A 21,628-nucleotide genomic window follows, 5' to 3' on the forward strand; every position below is an offset into this window, starting at 1 on the left:
GTTGAATCATGCAACTAAAGGTGAATGGAACGCCGCTTGTAGCGTCCCCAAGTGAGTTCAAAGTCACTCTACTTGACCTGGACGATGCGGATTCAACTGTCCGCACTTCGGATGGTAGATTAAACCGTGATAGAGTTCGGGTTATTAGACAGGTTGAAATTGGTTGGAACGCTTTAACTAGCATTCAAATCAAGCAAGTATTAGACGCTATGGAAAATGTATTCTTCGACTTTACCTTTCCCGACCCTAAGGCCGGGGGATACATTACACGTCGCATGTATGTAGGTGACCGCCCTTCTCCTGTTGCATTTGAGCGCAACGGTGTGCTGTGGTGGAAAGACTTAAAATTCATTTTAACGGAGCAATGACATGTATCCAATATCACCGCTTTATGCTGATTTCTTAAGAAAACCGGATCGGGAATTTAAAGTTAAAGTTAATATAAACGGCAAGGAATACGACAATCGAACAATCGTTGATTTTGTAATAGAAAACGATTTAAGTAATATAAATGAATTTACTATCGGTACAGCTATCCCGTCCAAACTAGTAATCACGCTTCGGACATTCGATGAAATACCAGCAAACGCTAAGTTCATTCCTTATGTATCGTTATCAACTGCTTCTATGACGTGGAATGAAGCGACATATCCATGGAATCAAATGAATGTGCCGTGGAACGGCGGGGGTACAGACTGGTTACCGCTTGGTGAGTTTTATGTAGATTCCCGTGAAAAATTACATGACGTATGGACATTTACCTGCTATGACAAGCTTGTGTTCGCCGATCAAGCCTATGTATCTCAACTTACCTATCCAACAACACAAAAGGCAGTGTGGGACGAGATCATAGGACGGCTAGGATGGATGTATGACAGCAGTGTAGTTATTAACCCATCCTATACCATTCAAGCGGGGCCAGCGGGCTATAGTATGCGTCAGGTGCTTGCGTACATTGCCGGGGCTAACAATGCTAGTATTTACATTAATAAGGCTGGAACGCTCAAATTCAAGCGTTTTAGCGCGTCTGAACAGCCTGTATTCCGTATGACGCTCAGCGACTACATCCGAGCCAAACAGACTAACCCGGTTAAGATGTACACTAGGGTTGTGGTTACGTATAACACCGAAGATCAACTCACATTTGAGGCTGGAACAGGCGACGAGAATCACACGCTATATTTAGAGAATCCATTTGCAACACAAGCCATTACCAACAACCTTCTATCATCTTTGAATGGGTTTGCCTATATACCGCTTCAAATGGACGCTAGAGGCTTCCCGCAGCTAGAACAGGGGGATATCATAGGGTTCGAACAAGACGACGGTGCAACATGGCTGGAGACCGTTACAGCATGGAAAGACACTCATATACCATGGAACGGGATAAGAGAATATAAATCCATTATCTTACACCAGTCGTTTGGATTTAAAGGCGGACTGAAAATGAGCATCGAAGCGCCGTCTGTGAGCGAACAGCAAAGAGAGTTCCAGGTGGATGGTACACTTACAACAGCGGTCAATAATCTTAACAAAACGGCAGTAAAAGAAGGCAAACCATATTACGGAGCCACCATTACACGCACTGAGGGGGTTTTAGTCCAGCGAGAAGATCAGCTTTCTAAAGCCGTGTTTAACTCCGATGAACTGAGCTTTTACGCTAACGGACAACGCGCCTTGTGGTTCGATCTTCCAAACCGCAAGTTTAAGTTCTCAGGCGATTTAGAAGCAGCAACAGGCACGTTCTCAGGCAACCTATCAGCAGCTGGCGGTACATTCAAAGGCACCTTACAGGGGGTTAATGGTACTTTCAGTGGATCACTACAAGCAGCAACAGGCACGTTCTCAGGCAACCTATCAGCAGCTGGTGGTACGTTTACCGGGACATTAGTCGGGGTTAATGGCACTTTTTCCGGGACGCTTAACGCTGCTACGATTAACGGCGGCACCATTACCGGGGTAACTGTTACTGGTTCCACAATTAGCACACGAAGCGGCAATGGTAAAGGTATTGTGATGAATTCTGGATGGGCAGACCTTGAAGTTTATTCTGGTGTTTCTAGTATCGGTTTAACTTTTGCGATAGAAGACTTGGCTAATGATGTCGGATTATGGTTTGCTAGGGACGGTAAAATAAGAGCAGGGAGAGAAATTCACATCAACGCCCCTGGGGGAGTATTTGTTAATGATGTACAAATAGGATGATTTTCCCTGTGTGATAATGTACAATGTTGTCAAAAGCACAGGGAGGATTGTCCTATGAAAAAAACAATTCACATTATTATTGCACTATGTTTGGGTATGATGATTGGCATGACTACAACGGCGCTAGGCGCTCCAATAAAAGAGACTGTACAAGCGTCATTTGAAAAAATTAAATTCGTAGTCAATGGCGAGGAAAAACCGCTCGACGCAGATCCATTGGTATACCAGGGTAGTACTTATTTACCAGTTAGAACCGTTTTAAATACACTTGGATATGACGTTGGTTATAAAGCTGACACGAAGACGGTTACGGCGGATAAAAGTTTAGACGCCATTCTAAGTGAAATGGACTCCCTAAAAAAAGAGGAGGGAGAACAAATGGATGTGAGTTCGAATAATTCTCAAAGTGTTGAAAAACAAATCGAAACTTTAAACCACTTGATAACCAGAGAACGAGAATTGATAGAAAATATTGAAACAATGATACAAGAATCTAAAAAACGTACAGATGTTTCTGAGGAATCGAAAAATGAAAGAATAAAAGAATTTAACGAACGTATAGAACGATCAAATGAAATTATTAAAAGGCATCAAGACAAACTAACTGAATTGCAGAAATAACACATAAGGTCTCCACGCAGTGGGGGCCTTTTATTATGCCTTGAAAGGGTGAGGAAAATGGAAATCATAGGCGGAACAATTAAGGGTAGTGTAATTCAAAAATCACAATATGAATTGGACAAGGAAAAGGATTGCCCGTTGCGGGGCTACATTCGGGAAATCGTGAGAGAAGAAATAGCCGCTCGCGAGGAACGGCTAATTGATGATGTGAAGAAATCACTACATTCGGATGTTACTGATTTTCTTGCTGTGACAGATGGAATTCTTCGTGGTACTTCTGAATAGCGACGACGGCCACACGAGCGGCTATGGAAACTATGTCGCCGGGGTATATTGTTTTGCCAGCTCTTTTATTGTGTTCTGCAAACTCGTTGATAACTTTTCTTTCTATTTCTGAAAAATCTATATCGATACGCAAGTATTTAACCTCCCTTCCATCGATAGTAGGCATAACAACCTACATTTCGACATTATGGGAGGTTTTTCCTTTAAGGAGGTGTCTTATCTTGGCACAAATAAAAGCATTGTTACAATGCGAGCTTGACCCTTTTAATCCTGTGCCTGAAATATGTCAGGTCATAGACGCTATGATAGCAAATAACCAAATGTATGAAGATGCAATATTGTTGGGCGTAATAGAATCTGCACAAAATAGATTGCGTCAATTGGACAGTATGAAGAGTGGAGGTGCAGGGAATGGCACTGAGTAGATACGGCGGCGTTACGGGAACAAAAAACATAAGTGAAGACTTCGAGAATATTAACATTGCATTTAATAATGTGGCTACTGAAAATGATGGGATTAAATCCGACATCAATCAAAACAATCAGGATTTGGAGGATCACAAAAACTCAACAACTGCTCATGCGGCCCAAAATATTACTTATTCCGGTTCGGCGGCAGGTACAAACGTTAAAGAGGCTGTAGAAGGCGTTAACGAACGTATCAACCAAATCATTCAAGGCGGCGGTCCAGATAAAGACGCTGAACTTGTTGATATTAGAACGCCAGACCCTTCATATACGCCATCAAGAGAAATTACCGTTGCTGGAGACATTGTAAGGGATATGCAGGCGCAGTTTGGCACGCAGTTGGCGGATTATGCGAAGAAAAATTATATACGCTGTACTACCATGAATTATACCGTGATACCTGGGGACGGAACGGCTACAAAAATCATTTACGACTATCAAGACGCTATCACTGATGCCGGTTTATACGAACTTGCCGGAGGAAATTTAAAAGTAATGGAAGAGGGGTTATACTCCATATTTGCAAACACGGCTTTTGAATCAAATGGGAGTGGTTTGCGGACTGCCAAAATAGTAGTTAGCTATGACAATGGCTTAACCTTTCAAAGGATCGCGGCCGTCGAGCAAATTAGTCCATCTGCCGAATACTCTACTATTATAAATGTCTCCGCCCCTGTTTTTCCACTTCCTTCGGGAGCGGTAATCGCAATCTTTTGCGAACAAACATCTAGTTTTAATTTGAGTGTTGCTGACACTATAGGTTTGCAAGTCGCGAAAGTGAGGGGTTAAAGTGAAAATTAAAGAGACAGTCATTTATAACTTTAATCCGAGTCAGCTCATGAATGAAATGATAACTCATGGTTTGGATGTATCAGTCACTTATGACAGTCTTGTGAATGGGATAGCGCCAACCACGAAAGTATATTTTGATGAATCAATAGAATACCAAACGATAGCCGTAATCGATAATCATGTGCCTGTCGAGGAGTCAGGTAAAAACCGCAAGCCTTTAGGTGATACAGATTAGGCCGAAACTACGCAGCAAGCCCTGATTAACTTCGGGGCTTATTTGCATTGAAGGTGATACATTGATAACTGTCCTAGATTAAACACAATGTAATTATATGAATTTTATTTTGCCCCCGGGTGTCCGAGGGCTATTTATATTGGATTGGAGCGAGAGATATGGAGTACACGGTTATTATCTCTATTGTCGCAGCGGTCAGCGGCATTATTTTAGGTTGGATGGGAAGGACACGGACACTTAAACAAGACGTAGCACAGGAAGCTAGTGCGGATGGCATGTTACGCGCAGACGTGGGTTATATCAAACACGGCATAGATGATGTGAGGTCAGAACAACGGCAGCAAGGTAAGAAGTTTGATTTATTGTCTGAGCGTGTTACACGAGTGGAAGAGTCGGCAAAACAAGCACATAAACGGCTAGATGATTTACAAATCAAATGATAAGAAAGGTTGATATTAAATGACAACAAAATGGATTAAAGCGGCTGGAATCCGCGCAATTAAGACGGCAGCACAGACAGCAATCGGGGTAATTGGAGCGACTACGGTATTCAGTGACGTTGAATGGTACGTAGTGGGTGGTACAGTTTTGCTAGCGACTATCACCAGCTTATTGATGAGCTTAGCAGGGTTACCAGAGGTTGAAGAGCAATGAATTACCGCAAGGATCACATACCAAAGGGGACGGCGTATAACCGCCGCCCTGGGCATTCTATGACTCCAACGACAATTACTATACACAACACCGGAAATCCATCCAGTACGGCAGCAGGAGAGCGTAACTGGCTCACTAATCCAACCAACAATAGGCAAGCGTCATATCACATTGTAGTGGATGAGCGAGAAGCTATTGAGTGCCTACCCCTTAATGAGTCAGCTTGGCATGCAGGGGATGGCAGCGGGGTTAAGAGCGGCAACAGGACGAGTATAGGCGTGGAGATATGTGAGAGCGGCAATTACGTTAAGACGCTGGATAACGCCGTGAAGTTGGTCGCCTCCATGTTGAAGGAGAGAGGCTGGGGCGTAGATCGGTTGCGGCGCCATTACGATTGGTCGGGTAAGATATGCCCTAGGCTCATGTATGATGGCGGCAAGTGGACAGGCTGGAACGAATTCAAAAGCCGTGTAGCGGCAGAATTGGAGGCTGGTATCGTGGACAAAGCAAAGGTATATGTAAACGACCGGAAGATCGAGGATGGGTTTATCCTAGAGGGCCGTGTATATGTCCCGCTGCGTGCAGCAGGAGAAGCGCTGGGGGCTAAGGTGAGTTGGGATAATAAAACAAAAACAGCTGTACTTACAAAATGATCCATGCTATAATCAAATTCAAATCCGAAAGCATCGGTGAAGCCCTGTCAGCGTCCTGCTGGTGGGGCTTTTTGTGTTTATATGATACTGGACTGAATTGAGCATTAAAACATCAAATAAACATCAGGAACCCTTATGTATCAACGGCTTGTGTGCCGGACTGATAAACCGAACGTTTCATCCTCTGTTTACAAATCGAACCAATTGAGGTAATGTTATTGTAGGGGCGAGCAATCGTCCTATTTTATATTTGAGAGGGGTAATGTTAATTGAAATTGAGACTGGTCAAGCAAGGCGAGTTCCTGGGGATCAAATGTGACTTTTGGATGGACGAGCATGGTGAAGTTTACATGACGCGGGAGCAGATTGGGAGAGCGTTGCAATATCGCGACCCGGCGAGTTCTATTGAAGTCATCCACCGTCGGAACGCCGATCGCTTAGACCGACTATCAAGTACCGTCAAACTGACGGGGGTTGACGGACGCGAACGCGAACACATCGTTTATAAAGTAAAAGGTATCTTTGATGTGATTCGTTATAGTAGGCAACCTATCGCAGACGACTTTATGGATTGGGTGTATGATATTCTCGATGCCATCCGTGTAGGCCGTATCAGTCAACAGGTGTTGCGCGATGCAGGCATTACTATTAGACGCACAATGACCGATTCAATCCGTGATTACGTCGAAGAAAGCCCTAACAAGAAATTTCAATACAGGAACTACACAGAACTCGTCTATAAGCACTTGTTCGGGATGAGTGCAAAAGATTTGCGCTTAGAACTCGGACTGAAAAAAGACGAAAAAATAAGAGATCACCTAACAGCCGAAGAACTTGAGGCAGTTCTTACAGCAGAAAGGCAAATCTCTACGCTTCTTGAAATGAATTTATCCTACCACGATATTAAAGCAATCCTGTCAAAAAAGCAAGTGTCTCGCGCTTTGCCACGTACTGGACGCGACCGGGACGCAGCAGAACAAGCGAATTAATATATACAAGCCCACTAACCTATATGGTCGGTGGGCTTGATTCTATCTTACCGATTTAGTTGTTAGGTATGTGTAAACGTTGTTGTCGTAGTCGTCAAAGCTGTGTTCGTAGAGGTGGACGCGAGTAGCACCCTTTTCAGCGGCGTGTTCGTAGATTTCTTTTTCAGCACCTTCGATGAGGTCTAAACGAAGATCATTGTCCTCGTCGATCTTGGAGGCTGGGGCGCCTGTGTTGTCGTTGATTATTGCATAATACTTTTTCACTTAAATCACCCTTCCCTTATTAATACACAAGTTTGAAATCGTTATAATCAATGTCATCAAACCCGTTAGCTTCGATAAACTCCTGTTCGTTAAACCCGATCAATTCCAGCGCTTCATAAACCGTCATGCTGCGATTTGTAACTACCTCGCCTACCACGATATCCTCATACATTACTTTTACCATTTTCATTCGCTCCTTTGATTTTAATTTTGTCTGCCGTCCCTTGCTGTTAATACAAATATACCACTCCTACACTCTGTTGTATAGGGGAACAGATGGGAACGAATTGTGAACAATTATAGCAAGTGCTTAATGGTATCATATCGCCAAGTTTTATCTTTATCGTAAGGCGGTAACGTTCCGCGTCTCATACGATCTGCTATAGCGCCTCTGGTTACGCCAAGGAGCCGCGCTAAGTCGGATTGTGTGTAAAACTCCGGTTCGATGTCGCTAGGCTTGTACCCGCGTCCTGTGGGACTTATTAGCGTGTCATCTTTTATTGTCCAACCGTCCCATATTCCCGATCCTGTCCAGTTACTCATCTTGTCCCTCCAAATATGGTTTATGATATTTTTCCTCTGCTGCCTTACGTAGAGTTATTGCATCTTCTTTGTTTTTTCGATATCCCAGCGTGATATTTTTGCCCTTAAATCCAATGTAAGATTTCCATTCTTGCCGGGACTCCATCCAAATAACCCCCTTGTGTCCGCTCTTATTATCTTTATGTAATTTGGCTTTAAGAGCTGTCTTGCGTGTACCATCTATACGATCCGCGGCTATGTGCTTTAATGCACCTTTATTCCGCTTTGCAACTCTCTTACAGCCGCAACTTTTATAATACCCGGCGTTTAAGCTGCCAGTAGGTACATGTGTAGTTTTACCGCAGGTGCAAAGACATTCCCAAAGAAGGTTGTTATTTTTGTCCCTTCGGTCGCTCAGTCGAATTACCTCCAGATCTCCAAACATTTTCCCCGTTAAATCAATACGCCTAACCATTACGCAATCGCCGCCAGTACGCTGTTTTGATCAACATTGCGGATTTCTCCATTAACTACTTCAAACATTCCACGACGGCGACCGTCGTTGTACTCGTAAAAACCATTGTTTAAGCGGAATACTTTCTCGCCGTACTCGTTGCTGTAATCCTCGTTCAGAAACTTCCGATCCAATTTGTATGTAGGATGCGTTCCAACGATTTGAGCCAGCCATGTGCGAGCCTTGCGAGTGTCAGCAGCCAGTTCAAACGTAGCCTTTGCCGCCCAGGCTTTAACGTTAGCCCACGCTTGCTTTAAAGCTGCTGCAAAGTATTCTTTAGCCGTTCCTCCGAATTGTGCCGCCCCTTGTCTTGCAATCGCCCATGCCGCCGTCATAATGTTTTTCATTTTCGTTTCCCCCTTTGATTTGTTATATATATAATAACATCGCTACACATAATTGTATAGGGGAACAGAAGCGAACATAGTGTAAAATATTTAAACGACCACCGAGGCATAAGCCAAAGTGGTCATTTTTTTTATATCTCCTGTCTCATGCCCTCCGGTAAATCGGTTTTAATGTACTGAGTTATATCCAACCCCAAATACTTTTCCATTAAAACTTGGGACTCCGCAGCTATCAGGCTAGAGAGCATGCTAAAGTTGTGATGGTATCCCCTGACTAGATATTTCGCGTCTAACCCTGTAAAGGTCAGGTGTTCCTCGTATACCTTGATCCCCAGCTCCCGGAACTTCTTCCGCACTTCCTTCAAATCCGCTTCAACCTTTCGCTGTGCTGCATCGATCATACGCATGTACGGCTCGGGCGTGCGAAACGTGTAGCTGGCTAATTCCTTGTCTCGCTCAAATGCGCTTAAAACCAGCGGTAGGAGCAAATACAGCCTTACCAAAGACATATCTTCACTTGTCTGCTGTTTACTCAAATTAATCACCCCATTGACGAACGTTTGTTCTTATTTTATCCCCCGGTTAAGAGAAAATCAAGACTGGTTTATTGTACCGACTCGACAAGATACGACATCGTAATAGTTATTACCTATGGGGTAAGTTTTGATGCCGAATCGGTAATTTTACTATTGAATACGAACTAACGTTCGGTTATAATCTAGTTACGCAATGCAGATGGGGAGATGAATATTTTTAATAATTAGGGTGATAATTAAGCGGTTACATTAAATTATTTTAATAAACATAATTCGACGGCATTCGACAATCTAAAAGCGTAGAATGGGAAGTAATACTATCTAAAAGGGGTGGTCAGAAAAGACGATTAAAAGTAGCGTAAAATGTTGATTTGGAACAATTTGTTCCAATGTATCCCGGGGAGATGCGGAATTTTCCGCCGCTCACTCATATTTCCATTCGTATAAGTCTTCCATCCTACAATCAAGCAACATAGATGCTACATACATATCCTCAGGCAGCATTGCCCGTTCACCGTTGCAGAAATAGGATATCATTCGAATGGATCGCCCTGAACGTTTAGCGTAATATGTTTGACTCCATTCTTTTTTATGGAGTAGATCAGGTAGCAAGCATCTCCCTCGGGAGATTTTTAGCAACTTTCTAACTCCTTTCAATTATTAAACAAGACGAACGCATTCGCGGTAAATTGTAACATGTCAAGTGAACGATAAACAACATGATTTAGGAGGATGGACATGAGCCAATTTGAACTTATTACAGTTGATCTTGAGGAAAGTTTGGAGGAACTGTATAGCATCGTTCTTGATAAAGAGTTAAAAGATTCCCATCAACACATACTAAATATTGTAAGGCGAGATTCTCTACTAAATGAAGATGATGCATTCGACATAGAAAATATTTTTTTACTATGTGTGAAACGATCTATACTAATAGCGTATTCAGAAGGTTTTAACCATGGAGTAAATGAAAAAAACAGGCGGCACGACGTCTCGCATTCCGCCTTGTTATCACTTTTTTGATAAGTTATAATATACAGACTATCATATAAGGGGTTGTTAATATATGCCACTCTCTTGTGGTATCGTAGGTTTGCCGAACGTTGGAAAATCTACGCTGTTTAATGCAATAACGCAAGCGGGTGCGGAATCCGCAAACTATCCGTTCTGTACGATTGATCCTAACGTTGGGGTGGTTGAGGTTCCGGACGAGCGTCTTGATAAATTAACGGAGCTGGTCGTGCCGAACCGTACGGTGCCGACAGCTTTTGAGTTCGTAGACATCGCGGGATTGGTGCGCGGTGCGAGCAAGGGCGAGGGTCTTGGCAACAAGTTCTTGGCTCATATTCGCGAAGTGGATGCAATCGTGCATGTCGTGCGCTGCTTTGAGGATGAGAATATCACTCATGTGGACGGGAAAATCAATCCGATCAGCGACATTCAGACGATCAATCTGGAATTGATTCTGGCGGATTTGGACAGTGTGGAGAAACGGATCGAGCGTTCCCGTAAAAATATGAAGGGCGGCAACAAGCAATACGCCCAGGAAGTCGAAGTACTGGAGCGCGTGAAAGAAGCGCTCTACAACGACATGCCTGCACGCAGCGTAGAGCTATCCGATGACGAGAAGCTGATCATTCGCGATCTGCATCTGCTGACGATGAAGCCGGTTCTGTATGCGGCAAATGTGAGCGAGGACGGCGTAACTGATGCGGACAATAACCCGTTTGTACAGCAGGTGAAGGAATTCGCCGCGGCAGAGAATGCCGAAGTTGTACCGATCAGCGCCAAGGTCGAAGCCGAAATCGCCGAGCTGGAGGGCGAGGACAAGGCGATGTTCTTGGAGGAGCTGGGTCTTGAAGCGTCCGGTCTTGATCGGCTGATTAATGCGGCGTACCGCCTGCTAGGTCTGTACACTTACTTTACGGCCGGGGTACAGGAAGTCCGTGCCTGGACGATCCGTAAAGGAACGAAGGCGCCGGGGGCTGCCGGAGTGATTCACACGGATTTCGAACGCGGATTCATCCGGGCCGAGGTCGTATCCTATGACGATCTGTTAGCGGCGGGTTCGATGAACGTGGTTAAAGAACGCGGTCAGCTTCGTCTAGAGGGCAAGGAATACGTTGTTCAAGACGGAGACATTATGCATTTCCGTTTTAATGTGTAGGTCAGAGATCACAATAAATGTAATAGAAAAGCTTGCCGAGTCGGCAAGCTTTTTGTGTGTTGTTGCGAGTCCAGACAAGGTGCGTCTTCTAGCTGGTGAGAGTTCGGCCAGGGGAGGAATCAAGTCCCCCGTAGCTTGATACTTGCGTATGGAGAAATCTGTACGTAGTATATATACTTAAGGATAAGCTATATCCCAAAGCAACTGGTGCGAACCCCAAGCTCACATGAAATCCCTAGGGGATTCGCACCTCGCATTGCAACAGGGCGCAGCGTCATTATGGTGTAAAATACAAGTGAAAAAAGCCCTGAAAAAAATCGGTTCGCAATTTTCGGCCTGTGAGCCCTTGATACGGCTGGGCCTACAGGTGCCGCAGTCGCACTCTATGTGAGTGCGTGGATTGAAATCTCGACCTACAGCCAACTTGGCTAGGTGGCGAGACAAGGTCGCACTCTATGTGAGTGCGTGGATTGAAATGGTTACCCTAAAATGATCAAGAAGGATCAAATGAGTCGCACTCTATGTAAGTGCGTGGATTGAAATGCGCCAGCAATGGGCAGATGCATGTGGTTAAGGTCGCACTCTACGTGAGTGCGTGGATTGAAATTATAAAGCAGTTTCCAAGGCTGGGGATACGTACAGTCGCACTCTATGTAAGTGCGTGGATTGAAATAGAAACGAGTGCAGCCGGGGGCATTGCTTTGGTTTTTAGAGAGTATGCTAAGCATGAGATCATAAAGAAGAGTAAGCATCTCGTCCAAGATGGTTGAATCAGTGAGTTAGCAGAAATTGAGGTGAACGGCGAGAAACAATACATCTTCATCGAAGGAGCCGATAGAACGGAGCCGTTCTGTATGTTTATTCATGGAGGGTTGGGCTCTCCTTTTTTTCTGGTGTAAGTGCCCGTGCCTTGTATTCAGAAATTACAGAAAACTGTGTAGCAGTATATTACGATCAAACAGGAGCAGGGAAAAGCTAAAAGAGGCTCGCAGTCAAAGCAATGCGGAAATTACAAAAGCTGGACAAGGCCGGGGAAGCCCCCTATTTTGGAAAACGAGAGGATCATTCAGCACCCTCATTTATGAGTACAAAGGACTCAATATATTAGAATAAATTTCTTTGAAACTGTCCTACAATTCAAGCACCTGTATATGTCATACAGGGCAGACATGACAAGCAAGCGAGCTATGATTTAGCAAAAGAATACTACGAAACGCTAGATGTGGCTCAAGGAAAATCCCTCTTAATACTTAAAATTCAGCGCATATCCCTAACAAAACAGATGAGAAGATATTTGTCGAATACATAAAAGAATCATCACAAATCGGCGGATTGAGGATTTACACAGCCAGGGTTCGCCTTACCCACAAGAACACCATTCGCATGAGAGTGGTGTTCTTATGGTATTACGCCCAGCAAGGAATCTCTAGGGTTGGGTGTAAGTGTGTAAGTGCCGTACGGAGGCTGGAGAGCGACTACCGCAAGCCAAGGGCAAGCGTGTCCGTCGGGGATTAGCTGAATGAGTTCCCTCACACAATGAAATCCGAAGCTTCCAGAATTTACTGAAATGTCGAGTTCTTCGTAGGCGCAAAGTCGTTCCTTCCTCTCGCGAAGCGAATGACGACTTGTTGAAACAAATGCTCGAAGTGAAAAACCTTCGACCTGCTTACAAGCGACTGGTGCAAAACAGAGAAGCTCCCGGTATGGACGGAGTAACGTTAGGGAGCTACAGATTTACCTGAAAACACACTGGGAAAGAGTGAAAACGGAACTCCAAACGGGAAGCTTCAAACCGGCGCCTGTCAAATGGTTGGGATTCTCAAAATCCGAAGGCTGTACACGGCCGCTGGGCATCCTGACCGTCATTATAGTCGCTTATTTTTCCATGATCTTATATGCCGTTGCTTCATCCGTAACAAGCATCTTAATGTAGCCGCCTTTCAAGGCCGCTTTGATACTCTCAATTTTGTGCAGCCCGAAGGCTAAGCCAACCACGTTAGGCACCTGCTTCAATTGCTCCAGCCCGATGCCGATGACCTTATGGTTAATCGGGTGATCGACAATTTCCCCGTCCCGGTTAATGAATCTCGAGTTAATGTCGGCTACGGTATCCAGTTTGTTTAGTTCGCTAAGCACGGTTTCGTCTAGATAGCCGTACCGTTCCATCGTCGACATAGAGTAGGGGTTTCCGATCCCTACAAGCGCCAAGTCAATCTGCTCGCCTTCCCGCAGAACCGATGCGATATTGGGCAGTTGAATGATTTGCTCATGCAATTCATTTGTCTCGACAATCGACGGGGCGTATAGAGATTCGCATTTCCCACCCAGCCTCTTGGACAGCTCATAGGCGATTTGATTCGAGTGCACCTCGGTTCGCTCATTGCCTGTTCCTCCGATCAGCGGAATGATTTTGACATCATCCTTCTTATCGAGCGGAAATTCTCTCACCATATGATATAACGAGTTCCCCCAAGATACGCCAATCCGATCACCGTTCTTGATCAGCCTCTGTATGAACTGAGCGGCAGCTTTACCTACCGCGCTGGTGACAAGCTCTTTATTTAAATCCCGAGTTGGCACGACGAGCACCTGCTGCAGTTGATAGGTCATTTCCAGCTCTTTTTCCAGCTCGGTGGTTTGCTGGGGATCATCATGAACGATGATTTCTACGACGCCGATCTCCCGCGCCTTCTGAATCATTTTGGAAATGATCGGGCGGGATACTCCGAACTTCTCCGCGATTTTCTCCTGTGTCCAGGATTCATAGTAATAGAGTTTGCAAATTTTAGTCATCATTTTGATGTTGTCGTCAGTCACATGCAAAGCCCCTTTATCATTAAAAAATCAACATTTACTCAGGGTTACAAAAAATAGTATACACGATTATTTCACGAAAGAGAGGAACATCAATTTGCTGGTCGCAGATTTTACAATCGGATGACGCAGCTTTAACGTACCAAAAACAATGGCGATTTACAATTGTGTTGTGTCGGAACAAATGTAAAAGATGAATATGAAATGATGAACAATTGCTATTTCCGCATAAGAAGAGCTTGAGGTGAATGAAGACATGGAGGTCAAGATTTTAGGCTACTGGGGAGGCTACCCATCGGCTGGCGGAGCGACGGCGGGGTATTTGATCCACACGGGCGAAGGACAGATTTTGCTTGATTGCGGCAGCGGGGTGATGAGCCGGCTCGTTCAATATACGAGCGTGGACAAGCTGGATGGGGTCATCCTGTCACATCTTCATTATGATCATATGGCGGATATCGGCATTTTGCAGTATGCGGCGGTAAGCGCCATTCGCAATGGCCGGATGAAGAAGAAGCTGACGCTGTTTGCTCCGGATGAGCCAGTTAATATTTTAAATACGCTGTACGGAGATCATTCTGAAATTTACCAAATTGATTCAAATCGTAAAGTTCATCTTGCCGGAGCTGAAATCGAGTTCGTCTCTGTGTCTCATACGATTCCATGCTATGCAGTGAAAGTGACGTATCGCGGCAAGGTGCTTGTTTACTCCGGTGACACTTCCTATTGTGATGCACTGATCGAGCTGGCAAGAGATGCAGACATATTTCTCTGTGAAGCTACGATCTGCGAAGGAAGCGTGCATACGACCGGGGCGGGACATATGAACGCCAGTCAGGCGGGAATGATTGCGGATCAGGCGAAGGTCAAAAGACTGGTGCTCGTCCACTTGCCCGGCGATGGCGATTTGGAGTTCATGCGTCAATCGGCTAGTGAAATGTTTGGTGGTCCCGTCGAGCTTCCCGATACCTCGGTGATGTATTCCGTGTAAGGACTTGTGTTGAGGCGCAATGGAAGCATTGCAAATCCACAAATAATCGAGAGAAAGCAGGGGATGCAAAGTTGCAGATGAGATTGCGCACCCAAGAACCAGAAGCTGCGTCGTTGCAAAATATCTATCAGCTGCTGGCGCTGGATATGGACGGAACGCTGCTTAATCGGAAAAAGATGATCACACCAGCGGTTCATGAAGCGATCAGCGGATACATGCACCGAGGAGGAAGGGTCACCATCGCCTCCGGCCGCTTTCCAGGCTCGGTCTGGCTGCATGCTCAGGCGGCGAAGATGAATACACCGTTGATCGCTCTCAATGGTGCGGTGATTTTGGATGAGGTGACAGGTGAGCTTAAGCAAGGGACAGCGCTCCCTCCGGAGCAGGTCTGTGAATTAATCCGATTTGTGGAAGGACATGGCGCCTACATTCAACTGTACGGCTATAACAAACTCTATGTCGTCGAGCTCAATGAAATGAATGCCCGCTGGCCGCTGGCGAATGTCGTTATTTTGCCAGATAAGGAGCTGAACGAGGAGAATTACGCACAACAGCTCAAAATGATCGAAGTCGTAGCGGTCGGCGATTTGCAGCAATTCATGGAAGGTTCGTTATCGCCAGCACCGCCGATTTACAAGGCAACGGTCATTGGGCAAACTCCAGAGTTAATTACCGAATTGATGGAGCAGTTGGAGAGGCAGCCCGACCCGCAACTGCAAATGCCACTGCAGCCTCCGACGTTGGCCCAGCCGCAAAGCGAAAAAGTCTTCACGTTGACTCGAACCGGCAGACACCGCTTCGATGTGAATGCTTACGGAGTAAGCAAACGCACGGCGCTTGAAACGCTTTGTCGCGAGCTGCATATCCCCAGCACAGAGGTGGCAGCGGTTGGCGATTATGACAATGATATCGACATGCTGTCCTGGGCGGGGCTCGGTGTGGCCATGGGCAATGCAGGGCCGCATATCAAGCAGTTGGCCAAGGTTGTGACAAGCAGCAATGAGGAAGACGGAGTAGCGAGAGTCATACAAAATTATTTGTTTTAGGATAAGGGGAGAAACCTGCGATGTTTATAAACCAAGAGAGATTGTTTACGTTAAAAAGGATTTCGGTCATTGCCGTTATAACGGCAGTTGTGATGATGCTCAGCGCTTGCGGTTCACCGGCGAAGCCGGCCGCTAGCGGCAATGGCAACACTGGAAACCCGGCTTCTGGTATGGAGCAGACCCAGACACCGGAGGCGGAGCCAGCCAAAGTAACAGGACAGCTTATGTTCTATACGTCTCAGCCGGAAGAGGATGCTGCACAGTTAGTTCAAGCGTTCAACAAAAAGTACCCGGGTGTTAAAGTGGAGACCTTCCGCTCGGGAACAGAAGAGGTTACCGCCAAAATTCAGGCGGAGAAGCAAGCGGGCAGCGTGCAGGCCGACGTCCTGCTGCTGGCGGATGCCGTCACCTTTGAAGGCTTGAAGCAGCAGGATTTACTGTTGTCCTACAAGTCGCCGGAAGCGGAGCATATTTCGGATGAGCTCGTAGACCCGGACGGCATGTATGCCGGAACAAAAGTCATTGCCACAATTCTGGCAGCCAATACCGATAAGGTGCCTAATCTGCCGACATCCTGGCAGGCGTTGGCTTCGGCAGACAGCAAGGATGCCGCGATCATGCCGAGCCCGCTGTATTCCGGTGCCGCTGCATATAATATTGGCGTATTTTCACGGACGGATGGCTTTGGCTGGGATTACCTGCAGGTGCTGAAGGACAATAACATGTCGGTCATCAAAGGGAATGGCGCTGTATTAAAGGCGGTCGCTAGCGGAGAGAAATCCTACGGCATGGTTGTGGACTATATGGTTGTACGCGAGAAAGCAAAGGGTTCCCCGATCGATTTAAGCTATCCGTCCGAAGGCGTGCCGATCATTACGGAGCCGATTGCAATCATGAAGGGTACGGATAATGAGAAAGCGGCGCAAGCCTTTGTAGACTTCGTTCTGTCCGAGGAAGGTCAGAAGCTGTCCGTGGAGATTGGATACACGCCGATTCGCGAAGGCGTTGCACCGCCGGAAGGATTAAAGGGGATTGCCGACATAAAAATCCTATCCGGCGACCTGAACACGCTGACCCAAGAACGCGAAGCAGATAAGAAGAAATTCACGGAATTATTCGGTAACTAAAAAAGGTGCGTGACAGCTTATGGCGGACATCAATACTTCTGGCATGGAGCTGAGGGCTAGGAAGGGGAACGGGGGCTCCCCCTATTCTCTTCCCGGCACATCCTCGGCAGGTCATAAAATAGGTATAGCTCTAGGAATTATCGCGACATTGTTCTTCTTTGTATTGCCGATCGCTAAGCTGATACTGCTTAGTGTGCAGGGGGAAGAGGGCTTCTCCCTTCATTATTACACGGAGCTGCTGCAGCAGGAGCGCTTCTGGCGAACGATGAGGTATACGTTTGTCATCGTCATCGGATCAACCTTGCTGTCTATCGTCATGGGTGTAACGGCTGCCTGGCTGATGGCTTACACCGATTTATCCCATAAAAGACTGCTGCATTTGCTGATGCTGCTGTGCTTCGTGCTGCCGTCCTACGTCCTGACTCTATCCTGGTCATCCTTTATGAGCCCGCAGGGCTGGGTGGCTGCTGTGCTGCAGTGGTTCCAGCCGGGGGCAAAGCCATGGAGCATGTACAGCGTGGGCGGCATTATTTTTGTCATGGGCATTCATCATTTTCCACTGGTCTATTTATTTACGGTCAATGTGTTGAAAAAAATCCCCCGCGATCTGGAATGGGCTGCGAGCACGGGCGGTGCGGGGAGATGGAAGACCTTCGCCCGGATTACAATGCCTTTGGCATTGCCTGGCGTAACGGCAGGCGGGCTGCTCGTCTTTCTCGCCTCCCTGGATAATTTCGGCATTCCGGCCTTTCTCGGGACACCGGTCAATATCAGCGTACTCAGCACGCTCATTTACGAGGAAATTATCGGCTTCGGCCCGTCTGCCTTCGGGCGGGGTGCCTCATTATCCGTCATTCTCGGCTTGATTGCCGTCGTTGGAACAACTCTTCAATGGCTATCCGTCCGCAAAAGCAAGCAGGCTGAAGCGCTGCGGGCCGACGAAGAGCCGCGATACGCGCTCGGCAAGCATCGGTATTGGCTTAACCCGCTGCTGTGGGGGAGCCTGATTTTCATTACGCTTATACCGCTGTTTGCCATGATTTCTCTTTCCCTTAAAAAATCGTATGGAGGGAAGGGCTTTGGCAATCTCACACTCGACAACTACCGATATATTTTGCTCGACAATCCGTCTACCTGGAAATCCGTACAGAACAGTCTGGCGCTTTCCTTCTCGACGCTGCTCGCCTGTTTGATCATCGGTACTTTGTTTGCTTATTTCCGGGTGCGCAGACCCTCGAAAATAAATCGACTCGCCGAGCTGGCCATATCGGTTCCATATACGCTGCCGGGCATCGTCTTTGCCCTGTCGATGATTCTTGTCTGGATGGAGCCGATCCCCGGCTGGAATCCGGGCATTTACGGAACGACGACGATTCTATTTATCGCCTATGTCTGCCGCTTTCTTGTTCTGCAGATTCGGGCGGGCGTAACGGCATTTACTCAGGTGGATGTCTCTATGGAGGAGGCGGCTCGTGTCTCGGGAGCAGGTGTCTGGCGGCGCTGGCGAAGAATTCTGCTGCCTATGCTGCTGCCGGGGCTGCTTAGCGGGGCTCTGCTCGTCTTTCTGACTGCGCTGACCGAATTAACGGTCTCCGCGCTGCTCTACTCCTCCGGTTCCCAGACGATCGGAGTGACTATATTCGGCTTTGAGCAGGCCGGAAATACGCTTTATTCTACGGCTCTATCCAGCTTAATCGTATTCCTGATCTTTGCGGGTGCCGGATTGCTAGGGCTTCTACAGAAGTTTACTTTACGAAAAGGGGTGCGGTCATGACCATTCAATTGAAACAGGTGAGCAAGACGTTTGGGAGCTTTCAGGCTCTAAAATCCGTCGATCTTAACATTGCGGACGGTGAGTTCGTGGCGATTCTGGGCCCCTCCGGCTGCGGAAAAACGACCTTGCTCCGCATGCTGGCGGGGTTTGAACAGCCGACCTCGGGGGAAATCGCCATCGACGGCAGCGTCGTCGCCAACTCCAAATCGAGCGTCCCTCCAGAGAAAAGGCGAATCGGCATGGTGTTCCAGAACTTTGCTCTGTGGCCGCATATGAATATTTATGAGCATGTCCGCTTTCCGATTCGCACCCATAAAGAGACGCCGAGAACAATCCGCGAACGGGAGGTCGAGCGGATAAACGAGGTGCTCCGACTGGTAGGACTCTCCGCGCTGGCGAAGCGGATGCCACATGAACTGTCTGGCGGCCAGAAGCAGAGAGTCGCTATTGCTAGGGCGATCGCCCCCGAGCCATCGCTGCTGCTGATGGATGAACCGCTAAGCAGCCTGGATGCGATGCTGCGGATGGACATGCGGCGGGAAATTCAGTCCGTGCACCGGGAGACTGGCTCCGCCATCATTTATGTCACGCATGATCAGGGAGAGGCTTTATCCATGGCTGACCGGATCGTCGTTATGAAGGATGGACAAATCGAGCAGGTTGGCACACCGCAGGAAATTTACTTGCGCCCGGAGACTGAGTTCGTCGCCCGCTTCGTATCCAAGGCCAATCTAATCCAGGGGAGCTGGTGCGATAACCGCTTTACGCCGCTTGGCGCCGACCCTGCGACTTATTGGCCCGGCGAGGCCGTAGCGGATTTCTTCAAATCACAAGGCCTCTATCCGGTGCGGCCGGATCAATTCCGGCTCGAGCCAGCTCAAGCCGGGGGGCTGTACGGAGAGATCGTCAATGTTCAGTTCCAGGGGAGGGAGTTCAATTATGACGTTCGTGCAGCCGGCCAGCAATGGGAAGTGATTTCTCCTGTACCGTTTAAGCTCCATGACCAGGTATCGCTGCATATTCCCGCCGTGGCCTCTGGCCCGTTATCCCCAGCAGTTGCAGGCACGGCTCTGGGGGCAGCTTCTGTTGAAGTTGGGGGTGGAGTATTAGGAGCAGTCTCAGGTGGAACTGTGGGTGGAGCTACAGGTGGAGTATTAGAAGCAGTTTCCGGTGGAGCAGAGACTTCTGGCGAAGCTGCAGGTGAGACGCTAGGGACAGCTTCCGATCGAGCTGCGGGCGAAACATTAGAGAAAGGTTCCGGTGCTGCGGATGAAACATTAGAGAAAGCCTCCGGTGCCGCGGATGGAGTGTTAGAGGCGGTAATGCCGCAAGGAACATCAGGGTGGTGAGTAAGGAATGGCAAGTAATCTCGTAGGAATGGGTATTGCCGAAAGCGGCGTATTAGGAACTGGAACAACGGCTAATCGTACAAAATTGATTTTCTTTGACATTGACGGGACGCTGCTGGATCATCGCAAGCAGTTGCCCGGCTCGGCTAAGACAGCCATTCAAACCTTGCAGCGGCTTGGTCATGAGGTAGCTTTGGCGACAGGACGTTCCCCGTTTATGCTGCAACGGGTAGCCGACGAATTGGACATTGACTCCTATGTCGGTTTTAACGGCCAGTATGTGGTGAAGAGGGGGGAACGCATCTATGCGAATCCTTTTCGGGAGGAAGAACTGGACGAACTGTCCCGATTCGCTGCGGTCAGCGGTCATCCGCTGGTCTATTTGAATGAAGAATCGATGCGCAGCAGCATGAAGCATCATACCTTCGTGGAACAGTGTATTTCGTCGCTGGAATATCCGTATCCCGAATATGACCCCGAGTATTTCAGGGGGCGTTCCATTTATCAAGCGATGCTGTTCTGCGAGGAAGTGGAGGAGCAGCAGTATCGCGATCGCTTTGCGGGACTTCGCTTCGTGCGCTGGCATCCTTATTCGCTGGATGTGCTTCCAAGCGGAGGATCAAAGGCGAACGGGATCGCTCAGCTCATCCGCAGCATGGGCTTCGAGCCAGAGGAGATCTATGCGTTCGGCGACAATCTGAACGATCTGGAGATGCTGCAGTATGTCGGCCACGGCATTGCCATGGGGAATGCGCCGGAATGCGTAAAGCAAGCCGCAAAGTATGTGACCACGGATGTGGACCGGCACGGAATAGCCCGCGGACTTGCCATGGTCGGGCTGCTTTCCTGAATTTGTAAGGTTACCTTAAAAGGTTACCATAAAAATAATGAAGCACGCCGTTATTAATGATGAAATGTGCCATGATTTTTGGGAGGGCCCCCTTCAGAAGTATTAGCCTCCATCCATTTTATTAGTTCAACTTGTGTGGGTGGATTTGTAGTAGTTAATTTCGGTGGCAAAGAAAATAAAGTGGATTTAAATGGATTTCATGTCATTAGAAAAGGTGAAATTGCCAATCTTGGCCCGGGTTCTGATTTTAGGTGCATAAAATCCATCTGCTCCCCTGAAACATTCGTTTTGAGCATAAATAGATACACAAATTCCATTTAGTATACGACACGACAGCTTACTATACGCGATCTATTCTGCCGCACCTAATTATACGAAAGTTTGGTGTATGGGGCTTGGTGTACGCATTTTAGTAAATGAAAGTT

The 21,628-nt window shown here is 47.2% G+C and carries 26 protein-coding genes and 1 CRISPR repeat array; of the genes, 19 read left to right on the top strand and 7 right to left on the bottom strand.

What is annotated here, in order from left to right; translation table 11 throughout:
• Positions 1-8 precede the first annotated feature (8 nt).
• The 11 genes from CZ379_RS06745 (at position 9) to CZ379_RS06795 (ending at position 6,902) form a co-directional block, all read left to right on the top strand.
• Positions 9-368, top strand: a complete 360-nt coding sequence (locus CZ379_RS06745; RefSeq protein ID WP_110930963.1) for a DUF6711 family protein — start codon at positions 9-11, stop codon at positions 366-368.
• Between the two features lies 1 nt (position 369).
• The gene (locus CZ379_RS06750) at positions 370-2,205 is read left to right on the top strand and encodes a hypothetical protein (protein WP_110930964.1); all 1,836 of its coding nucleotides are present in this window, start codon (positions 370-372) and stop codon (positions 2,203-2,205) included.
• Between the two features lie 54 nt (positions 2,206-2,259).
• Positions 2,260-2,826, top strand: a complete 567-nt coding sequence (locus CZ379_RS06755; RefSeq protein WP_110930965.1) for a stalk domain-containing protein — start codon at positions 2,260-2,262, stop codon at positions 2,824-2,826.
• Positions 2,827-2,883: 57 nt separating this feature from the next.
• Positions 2,884-3,111, top strand: coding sequence for a hypothetical protein (locus CZ379_RS06760; RefSeq protein ID WP_110930966.1), 228 nt, complete (start codon positions 2,884-2,886; stop codon positions 3,109-3,111).
• A 221-nt stretch (positions 3,112-3,332) separates the two neighbouring features.
• Complete coding sequence (locus tag CZ379_RS06765) at positions 3,333-3,536, top strand: hypothetical protein (RefSeq protein WP_110930967.1); 204 nt, start codon at positions 3,333-3,335, stop codon at positions 3,534-3,536.
• Positions 3,523-4,368 carry a hypothetical protein gene (locus CZ379_RS06770; protein ID WP_110930968.1) on the top strand — a complete coding sequence of 282 codons (846 nt, stop codon included), beginning with the start codon at positions 3,523-3,525 and terminating at the stop codon, positions 4,366-4,368. The genes CZ379_RS06765 and CZ379_RS06770 overlap by 14 nt, the downstream gene beginning before the upstream one ends.
• 1 nt (position 4,369) lies before the next feature.
• On the top strand, positions 4,370-4,606 hold the full coding sequence (locus CZ379_RS06775) for a hypothetical protein (RefSeq protein WP_110930969.1): 237 nt from the start codon (positions 4,370-4,372) through the stop codon (positions 4,604-4,606).
• A 158-nt stretch (positions 4,607-4,764) separates the two neighbouring features.
• Positions 4,765-5,046, top strand: coding sequence for a hypothetical protein (locus CZ379_RS06780; protein ID WP_110930970.1), 282 nt, complete (start codon positions 4,765-4,767; stop codon positions 5,044-5,046).
• 19 nt (positions 5,047-5,065) lie between these two features.
• On the top strand, positions 5,066-5,260 hold the full coding sequence (locus CZ379_RS06785) for a holin (RefSeq protein ID WP_110930971.1): 195 nt from the start codon (positions 5,066-5,068) through the stop codon (positions 5,258-5,260).
• On the top strand, positions 5,257-5,913 hold the full coding sequence (locus CZ379_RS06790; protein ID WP_110930972.1) for an N-acetylmuramoyl-L-alanine amidase: 657 nt from the start codon (positions 5,257-5,259) through the stop codon (positions 5,911-5,913). Before CZ379_RS06785 ends, CZ379_RS06790 begins: the two co-directional genes overlap by 4 nt.
• A 269-nt stretch (positions 5,914-6,182) precedes the next feature.
• Positions 6,183-6,902 carry a BRO family protein gene (locus CZ379_RS06795; RefSeq protein WP_110929732.1) on the top strand — a complete coding sequence of 240 codons (720 nt, stop codon included), beginning with the start codon at positions 6,183-6,185 and terminating at the stop codon, positions 6,900-6,902.
• A gap of 42 nt (positions 6,903-6,944) precedes the next feature.
• Here the strand turns inward: CZ379_RS06795 and CZ379_RS06800 are convergent, their stop codons facing one another.
• From CZ379_RS06800 to CZ379_RS06820, 6 genes are all read right to left on the bottom strand, one after another.
• Positions 6,945-7,166, bottom strand: a complete 222-nt coding sequence (locus CZ379_RS06800; protein WP_110929733.1) for a hypothetical protein — start codon at positions 7,164-7,166, stop codon at positions 6,945-6,947.
• Positions 7,167-7,185: 19 nt separating this feature from the next.
• Positions 7,186-7,350: a hypothetical protein gene (locus CZ379_RS26005; protein WP_199925379.1), complete on the bottom strand. Its 165-nt coding sequence runs from the start codon at positions 7,348-7,350 to the stop codon at positions 7,186-7,188.
• A 113-nt stretch (positions 7,351-7,463) separates the two neighbouring features.
• The gene (locus CZ379_RS06805) at positions 7,464-7,709 is read right to left on the bottom strand and encodes a helix-turn-helix domain-containing protein (RefSeq protein WP_110929734.1); all 246 of its coding nucleotides are present in this window, start codon (positions 7,707-7,709) and stop codon (positions 7,464-7,466) included.
• The gene (locus CZ379_RS06810) at positions 7,702-8,163 is read right to left on the bottom strand and encodes an HNH endonuclease (protein ID WP_110929735.1); all 462 of its coding nucleotides are present in this window, start codon (positions 8,161-8,163) and stop codon (positions 7,702-7,704) included. The genes CZ379_RS06805 and CZ379_RS06810 overlap by 8 nt, the downstream gene beginning before the upstream one ends.
• Positions 8,163-8,549 (bottom strand): hypothetical protein, encoded by a 387-nt coding sequence (locus tag CZ379_RS06815; protein ID WP_110930973.1) that lies wholly within the window; start codon positions 8,547-8,549, stop codon positions 8,163-8,165. The genes CZ379_RS06810 and CZ379_RS06815 overlap by 1 nt, the downstream gene beginning before the upstream one ends.
• 131 nt (positions 8,550-8,680) lie before the next feature.
• Positions 8,681-9,085, bottom strand: a complete 405-nt coding sequence (locus CZ379_RS06820; protein ID WP_110930974.1) for a YhjD family protein — start codon at positions 9,083-9,085, stop codon at positions 8,681-8,683.
• Positions 9,086-9,823: 738 nt separating this feature from the next.
• Between CZ379_RS06820 and CZ379_RS06830 the strand changes: the two genes are divergently transcribed.
• Positions 9,824-10,108 (top strand): hypothetical protein, encoded by a 285-nt coding sequence (locus tag CZ379_RS06830; protein ID WP_110930976.1) that lies wholly within the window; start codon positions 9,824-9,826, stop codon positions 10,106-10,108.
• A gap of 43 nt (positions 10,109-10,151) precedes the next feature.
• The gene (gene ychF, locus CZ379_RS06835) at positions 10,152-11,252 is read left to right on the top strand and encodes a redox-regulated ATPase YchF (RefSeq protein WP_110930977.1); all 1,101 of its coding nucleotides are present in this window, start codon (positions 10,152-10,154) and stop codon (positions 11,250-11,252) included.
• Positions 11,253-11,627: 375 nt separating this feature from the next.
• A CRISPR array of direct repeats spans positions 11,628-11,925; the repeat unit is 32 nt; unit sequence GTCGCACTCTATGTGAGTGCGTGGATTGAAAT.
• A 1,202-nt stretch (positions 11,926-13,127) separates the two neighbouring features.
• Here ychF and CZ379_RS06845 read toward each other — a convergent pair.
• Entirely contained in the window at positions 13,128-14,069 is a 942-nt protein-coding gene (locus CZ379_RS06845) for a sugar-binding transcriptional regulator (protein WP_110930979.1), read from the bottom strand.
• 253 nt (positions 14,070-14,322) lie between these two features.
• Here CZ379_RS06845 and CZ379_RS06850 point away from each other — a divergent pair, with 253 nt between their 5' ends.
• From CZ379_RS06850 to CZ379_RS06875, 6 genes are all read left to right on the top strand, one after another.
• Complete coding sequence (locus CZ379_RS06850; protein ID WP_110930980.1) at positions 14,323-15,057, top strand: MBL fold metallo-hydrolase; 735 nt, start codon at positions 14,323-14,325, stop codon at positions 15,055-15,057.
• Positions 15,058-15,134: 77 nt separating this feature from the next.
• On the top strand, positions 15,135-16,103 hold the full coding sequence (locus tag CZ379_RS06855) for an HAD family hydrolase (RefSeq protein WP_234405027.1): 969 nt from the start codon (positions 15,135-15,137) through the stop codon (positions 16,101-16,103).
• A gap of 20 nt (positions 16,104-16,123) precedes the next feature.
• Positions 16,124-17,230 (top strand): ABC transporter substrate-binding protein, encoded by a 1,107-nt coding sequence (locus CZ379_RS06860; RefSeq protein WP_110930982.1) that lies wholly within the window; start codon positions 16,124-16,126, stop codon positions 17,228-17,230.
• A 19-nt stretch (positions 17,231-17,249) separates the two neighbouring features.
• Positions 17,250-19,004 (top strand): ABC transporter permease, encoded by a 1,755-nt coding sequence (locus tag CZ379_RS06865; RefSeq protein ID WP_110930983.1) that lies wholly within the window; start codon positions 17,250-17,252, stop codon positions 19,002-19,004.
• Positions 19,001-20,353 carry an ABC transporter ATP-binding protein gene (locus tag CZ379_RS06870; RefSeq protein ID WP_234404845.1) on the top strand — a complete coding sequence of 451 codons (1,353 nt, stop codon included), beginning with the start codon at positions 19,001-19,003 and terminating at the stop codon, positions 20,351-20,353. The genes CZ379_RS06865 and CZ379_RS06870 overlap by 4 nt, the downstream gene beginning before the upstream one ends.
• Positions 20,354-20,381: 28 nt before the next feature.
• The gene (locus tag CZ379_RS06875; protein ID WP_110934267.1) at positions 20,382-21,203 is read left to right on the top strand and encodes a Cof-type HAD-IIB family hydrolase; all 822 of its coding nucleotides are present in this window, start codon (positions 20,382-20,384) and stop codon (positions 21,201-21,203) included.
• The last annotated feature ends 425 nt before the right edge of the window (positions 21,204-21,628 follow it).

It is taken from the genome of Paenibacillus bouchesdurhonensis (genome assembly GCF_900155685.1).
Classification (GTDB): Bacteria; Bacillota; Bacilli; order Paenibacillales; family Paenibacillaceae; genus Fontibacillus; species Fontibacillus bouchesdurhonensis.

What these genes read in the sequence shown, in the direction of transcription:
- CZ379_RS06750 (WP_110930964.1), top strand. Translation starts at nt 370, where the DNA reads ATGTATCCAATATCACCGCTTTATGCTGATTTCTTAAGAAAACCGGAT.
- CZ379_RS06790 (WP_110930972.1), top strand. Translation starts at nt 5,257, where the DNA reads ATGAATTACCGCAAGGATCACATACCAAAGGGGACGGCGTATAACCGC.
- CZ379_RS06745 (WP_110930963.1), top strand. Translation starts at nt 9, where the DNA reads ATGCAACTAAAGGTGAATGGAACGCCGCTTGTAGCGTCCCCAAGTGAG.
- CZ379_RS06780 (WP_110930970.1), top strand. Translation starts at nt 4,765, where the DNA reads ATGGAGTACACGGTTATTATCTCTATTGTCGCAGCGGTCAGCGGCATT.
- CZ379_RS06785 (WP_110930971.1), top strand. Translation starts at nt 5,066, where the DNA reads ATGACAACAAAATGGATTAAAGCGGCTGGAATCCGCGCAATTAAGACG.
- ychF (WP_110930977.1), top strand. Translation starts at nt 10,152, where the DNA reads ATGCCACTCTCTTGTGGTATCGTAGGTTTGCCGAACGTTGGAAAATCT.
- CZ379_RS06770 (WP_110930968.1), top strand. Translation starts at nt 3,523, where the DNA reads ATGGCACTGAGTAGATACGGCGGCGTTACGGGAACAAAAAACATAAGT.
- CZ379_RS06810 (WP_110929735.1), bottom strand. Translation starts at nt 8,163, where the DNA reads ATGGTTAGGCGTATTGATTTAACGGGGAAAATGTTTGGAGATCTGGAG.
- CZ379_RS06860 (WP_110930982.1), top strand. Translation starts at nt 16,124, where the DNA reads ATGTTTATAAACCAAGAGAGATTGTTTACGTTAAAAAGGATTTCGGTC.
- CZ379_RS26005 (WP_199925379.1), bottom strand. Translation starts at nt 7,350, where the DNA reads ATGGTAAAAGTAATGTATGAGGATATCGTGGTAGGCGAGGTAGTTACA.
- CZ379_RS06805 (WP_110929734.1), bottom strand. Translation starts at nt 7,709, where the DNA reads ATGAGTAACTGGACAGGATCGGGAATATGGGACGGTTGGACAATAAAA.
- CZ379_RS06755 (WP_110930965.1), top strand. Translation starts at nt 2,260, where the DNA reads ATGAAAAAAACAATTCACATTATTATTGCACTATGTTTGGGTATGATG.
- CZ379_RS06830 (WP_110930976.1), top strand. Translation starts at nt 9,824, where the DNA reads ATGAGCCAATTTGAACTTATTACAGTTGATCTTGAGGAAAGTTTGGAG.
- CZ379_RS06865 (WP_110930983.1), top strand. Translation starts at nt 17,250, where the DNA reads ATGGCGGACATCAATACTTCTGGCATGGAGCTGAGGGCTAGGAAGGGG.
- CZ379_RS06815 (WP_110930973.1), bottom strand. Translation starts at nt 8,549, where the DNA reads ATGAAAAACATTATGACGGCGGCATGGGCGATTGCAAGACAAGGGGCG.
- CZ379_RS06870 (WP_234404845.1), top strand. Translation starts at nt 19,001, where the DNA reads ATGACCATTCAATTGAAACAGGTGAGCAAGACGTTTGGGAGCTTTCAG.
- CZ379_RS06850 (WP_110930980.1), top strand. Translation starts at nt 14,323, where the DNA reads ATGGAGGTCAAGATTTTAGGCTACTGGGGAGGCTACCCATCGGCTGGC.
- CZ379_RS06760 (WP_110930966.1), top strand. Translation starts at nt 2,884, where the DNA reads ATGGAAATCATAGGCGGAACAATTAAGGGTAGTGTAATTCAAAAATCA.
- CZ379_RS06875 (WP_110934267.1), top strand. Translation starts at nt 20,382, where the DNA reads ATGGGTATTGCCGAAAGCGGCGTATTAGGAACTGGAACAACGGCTAAT.
- CZ379_RS06855 (WP_234405027.1), top strand. Translation starts at nt 15,135, where the DNA reads ATGAGATTGCGCACCCAAGAACCAGAAGCTGCGTCGTTGCAAAATATC.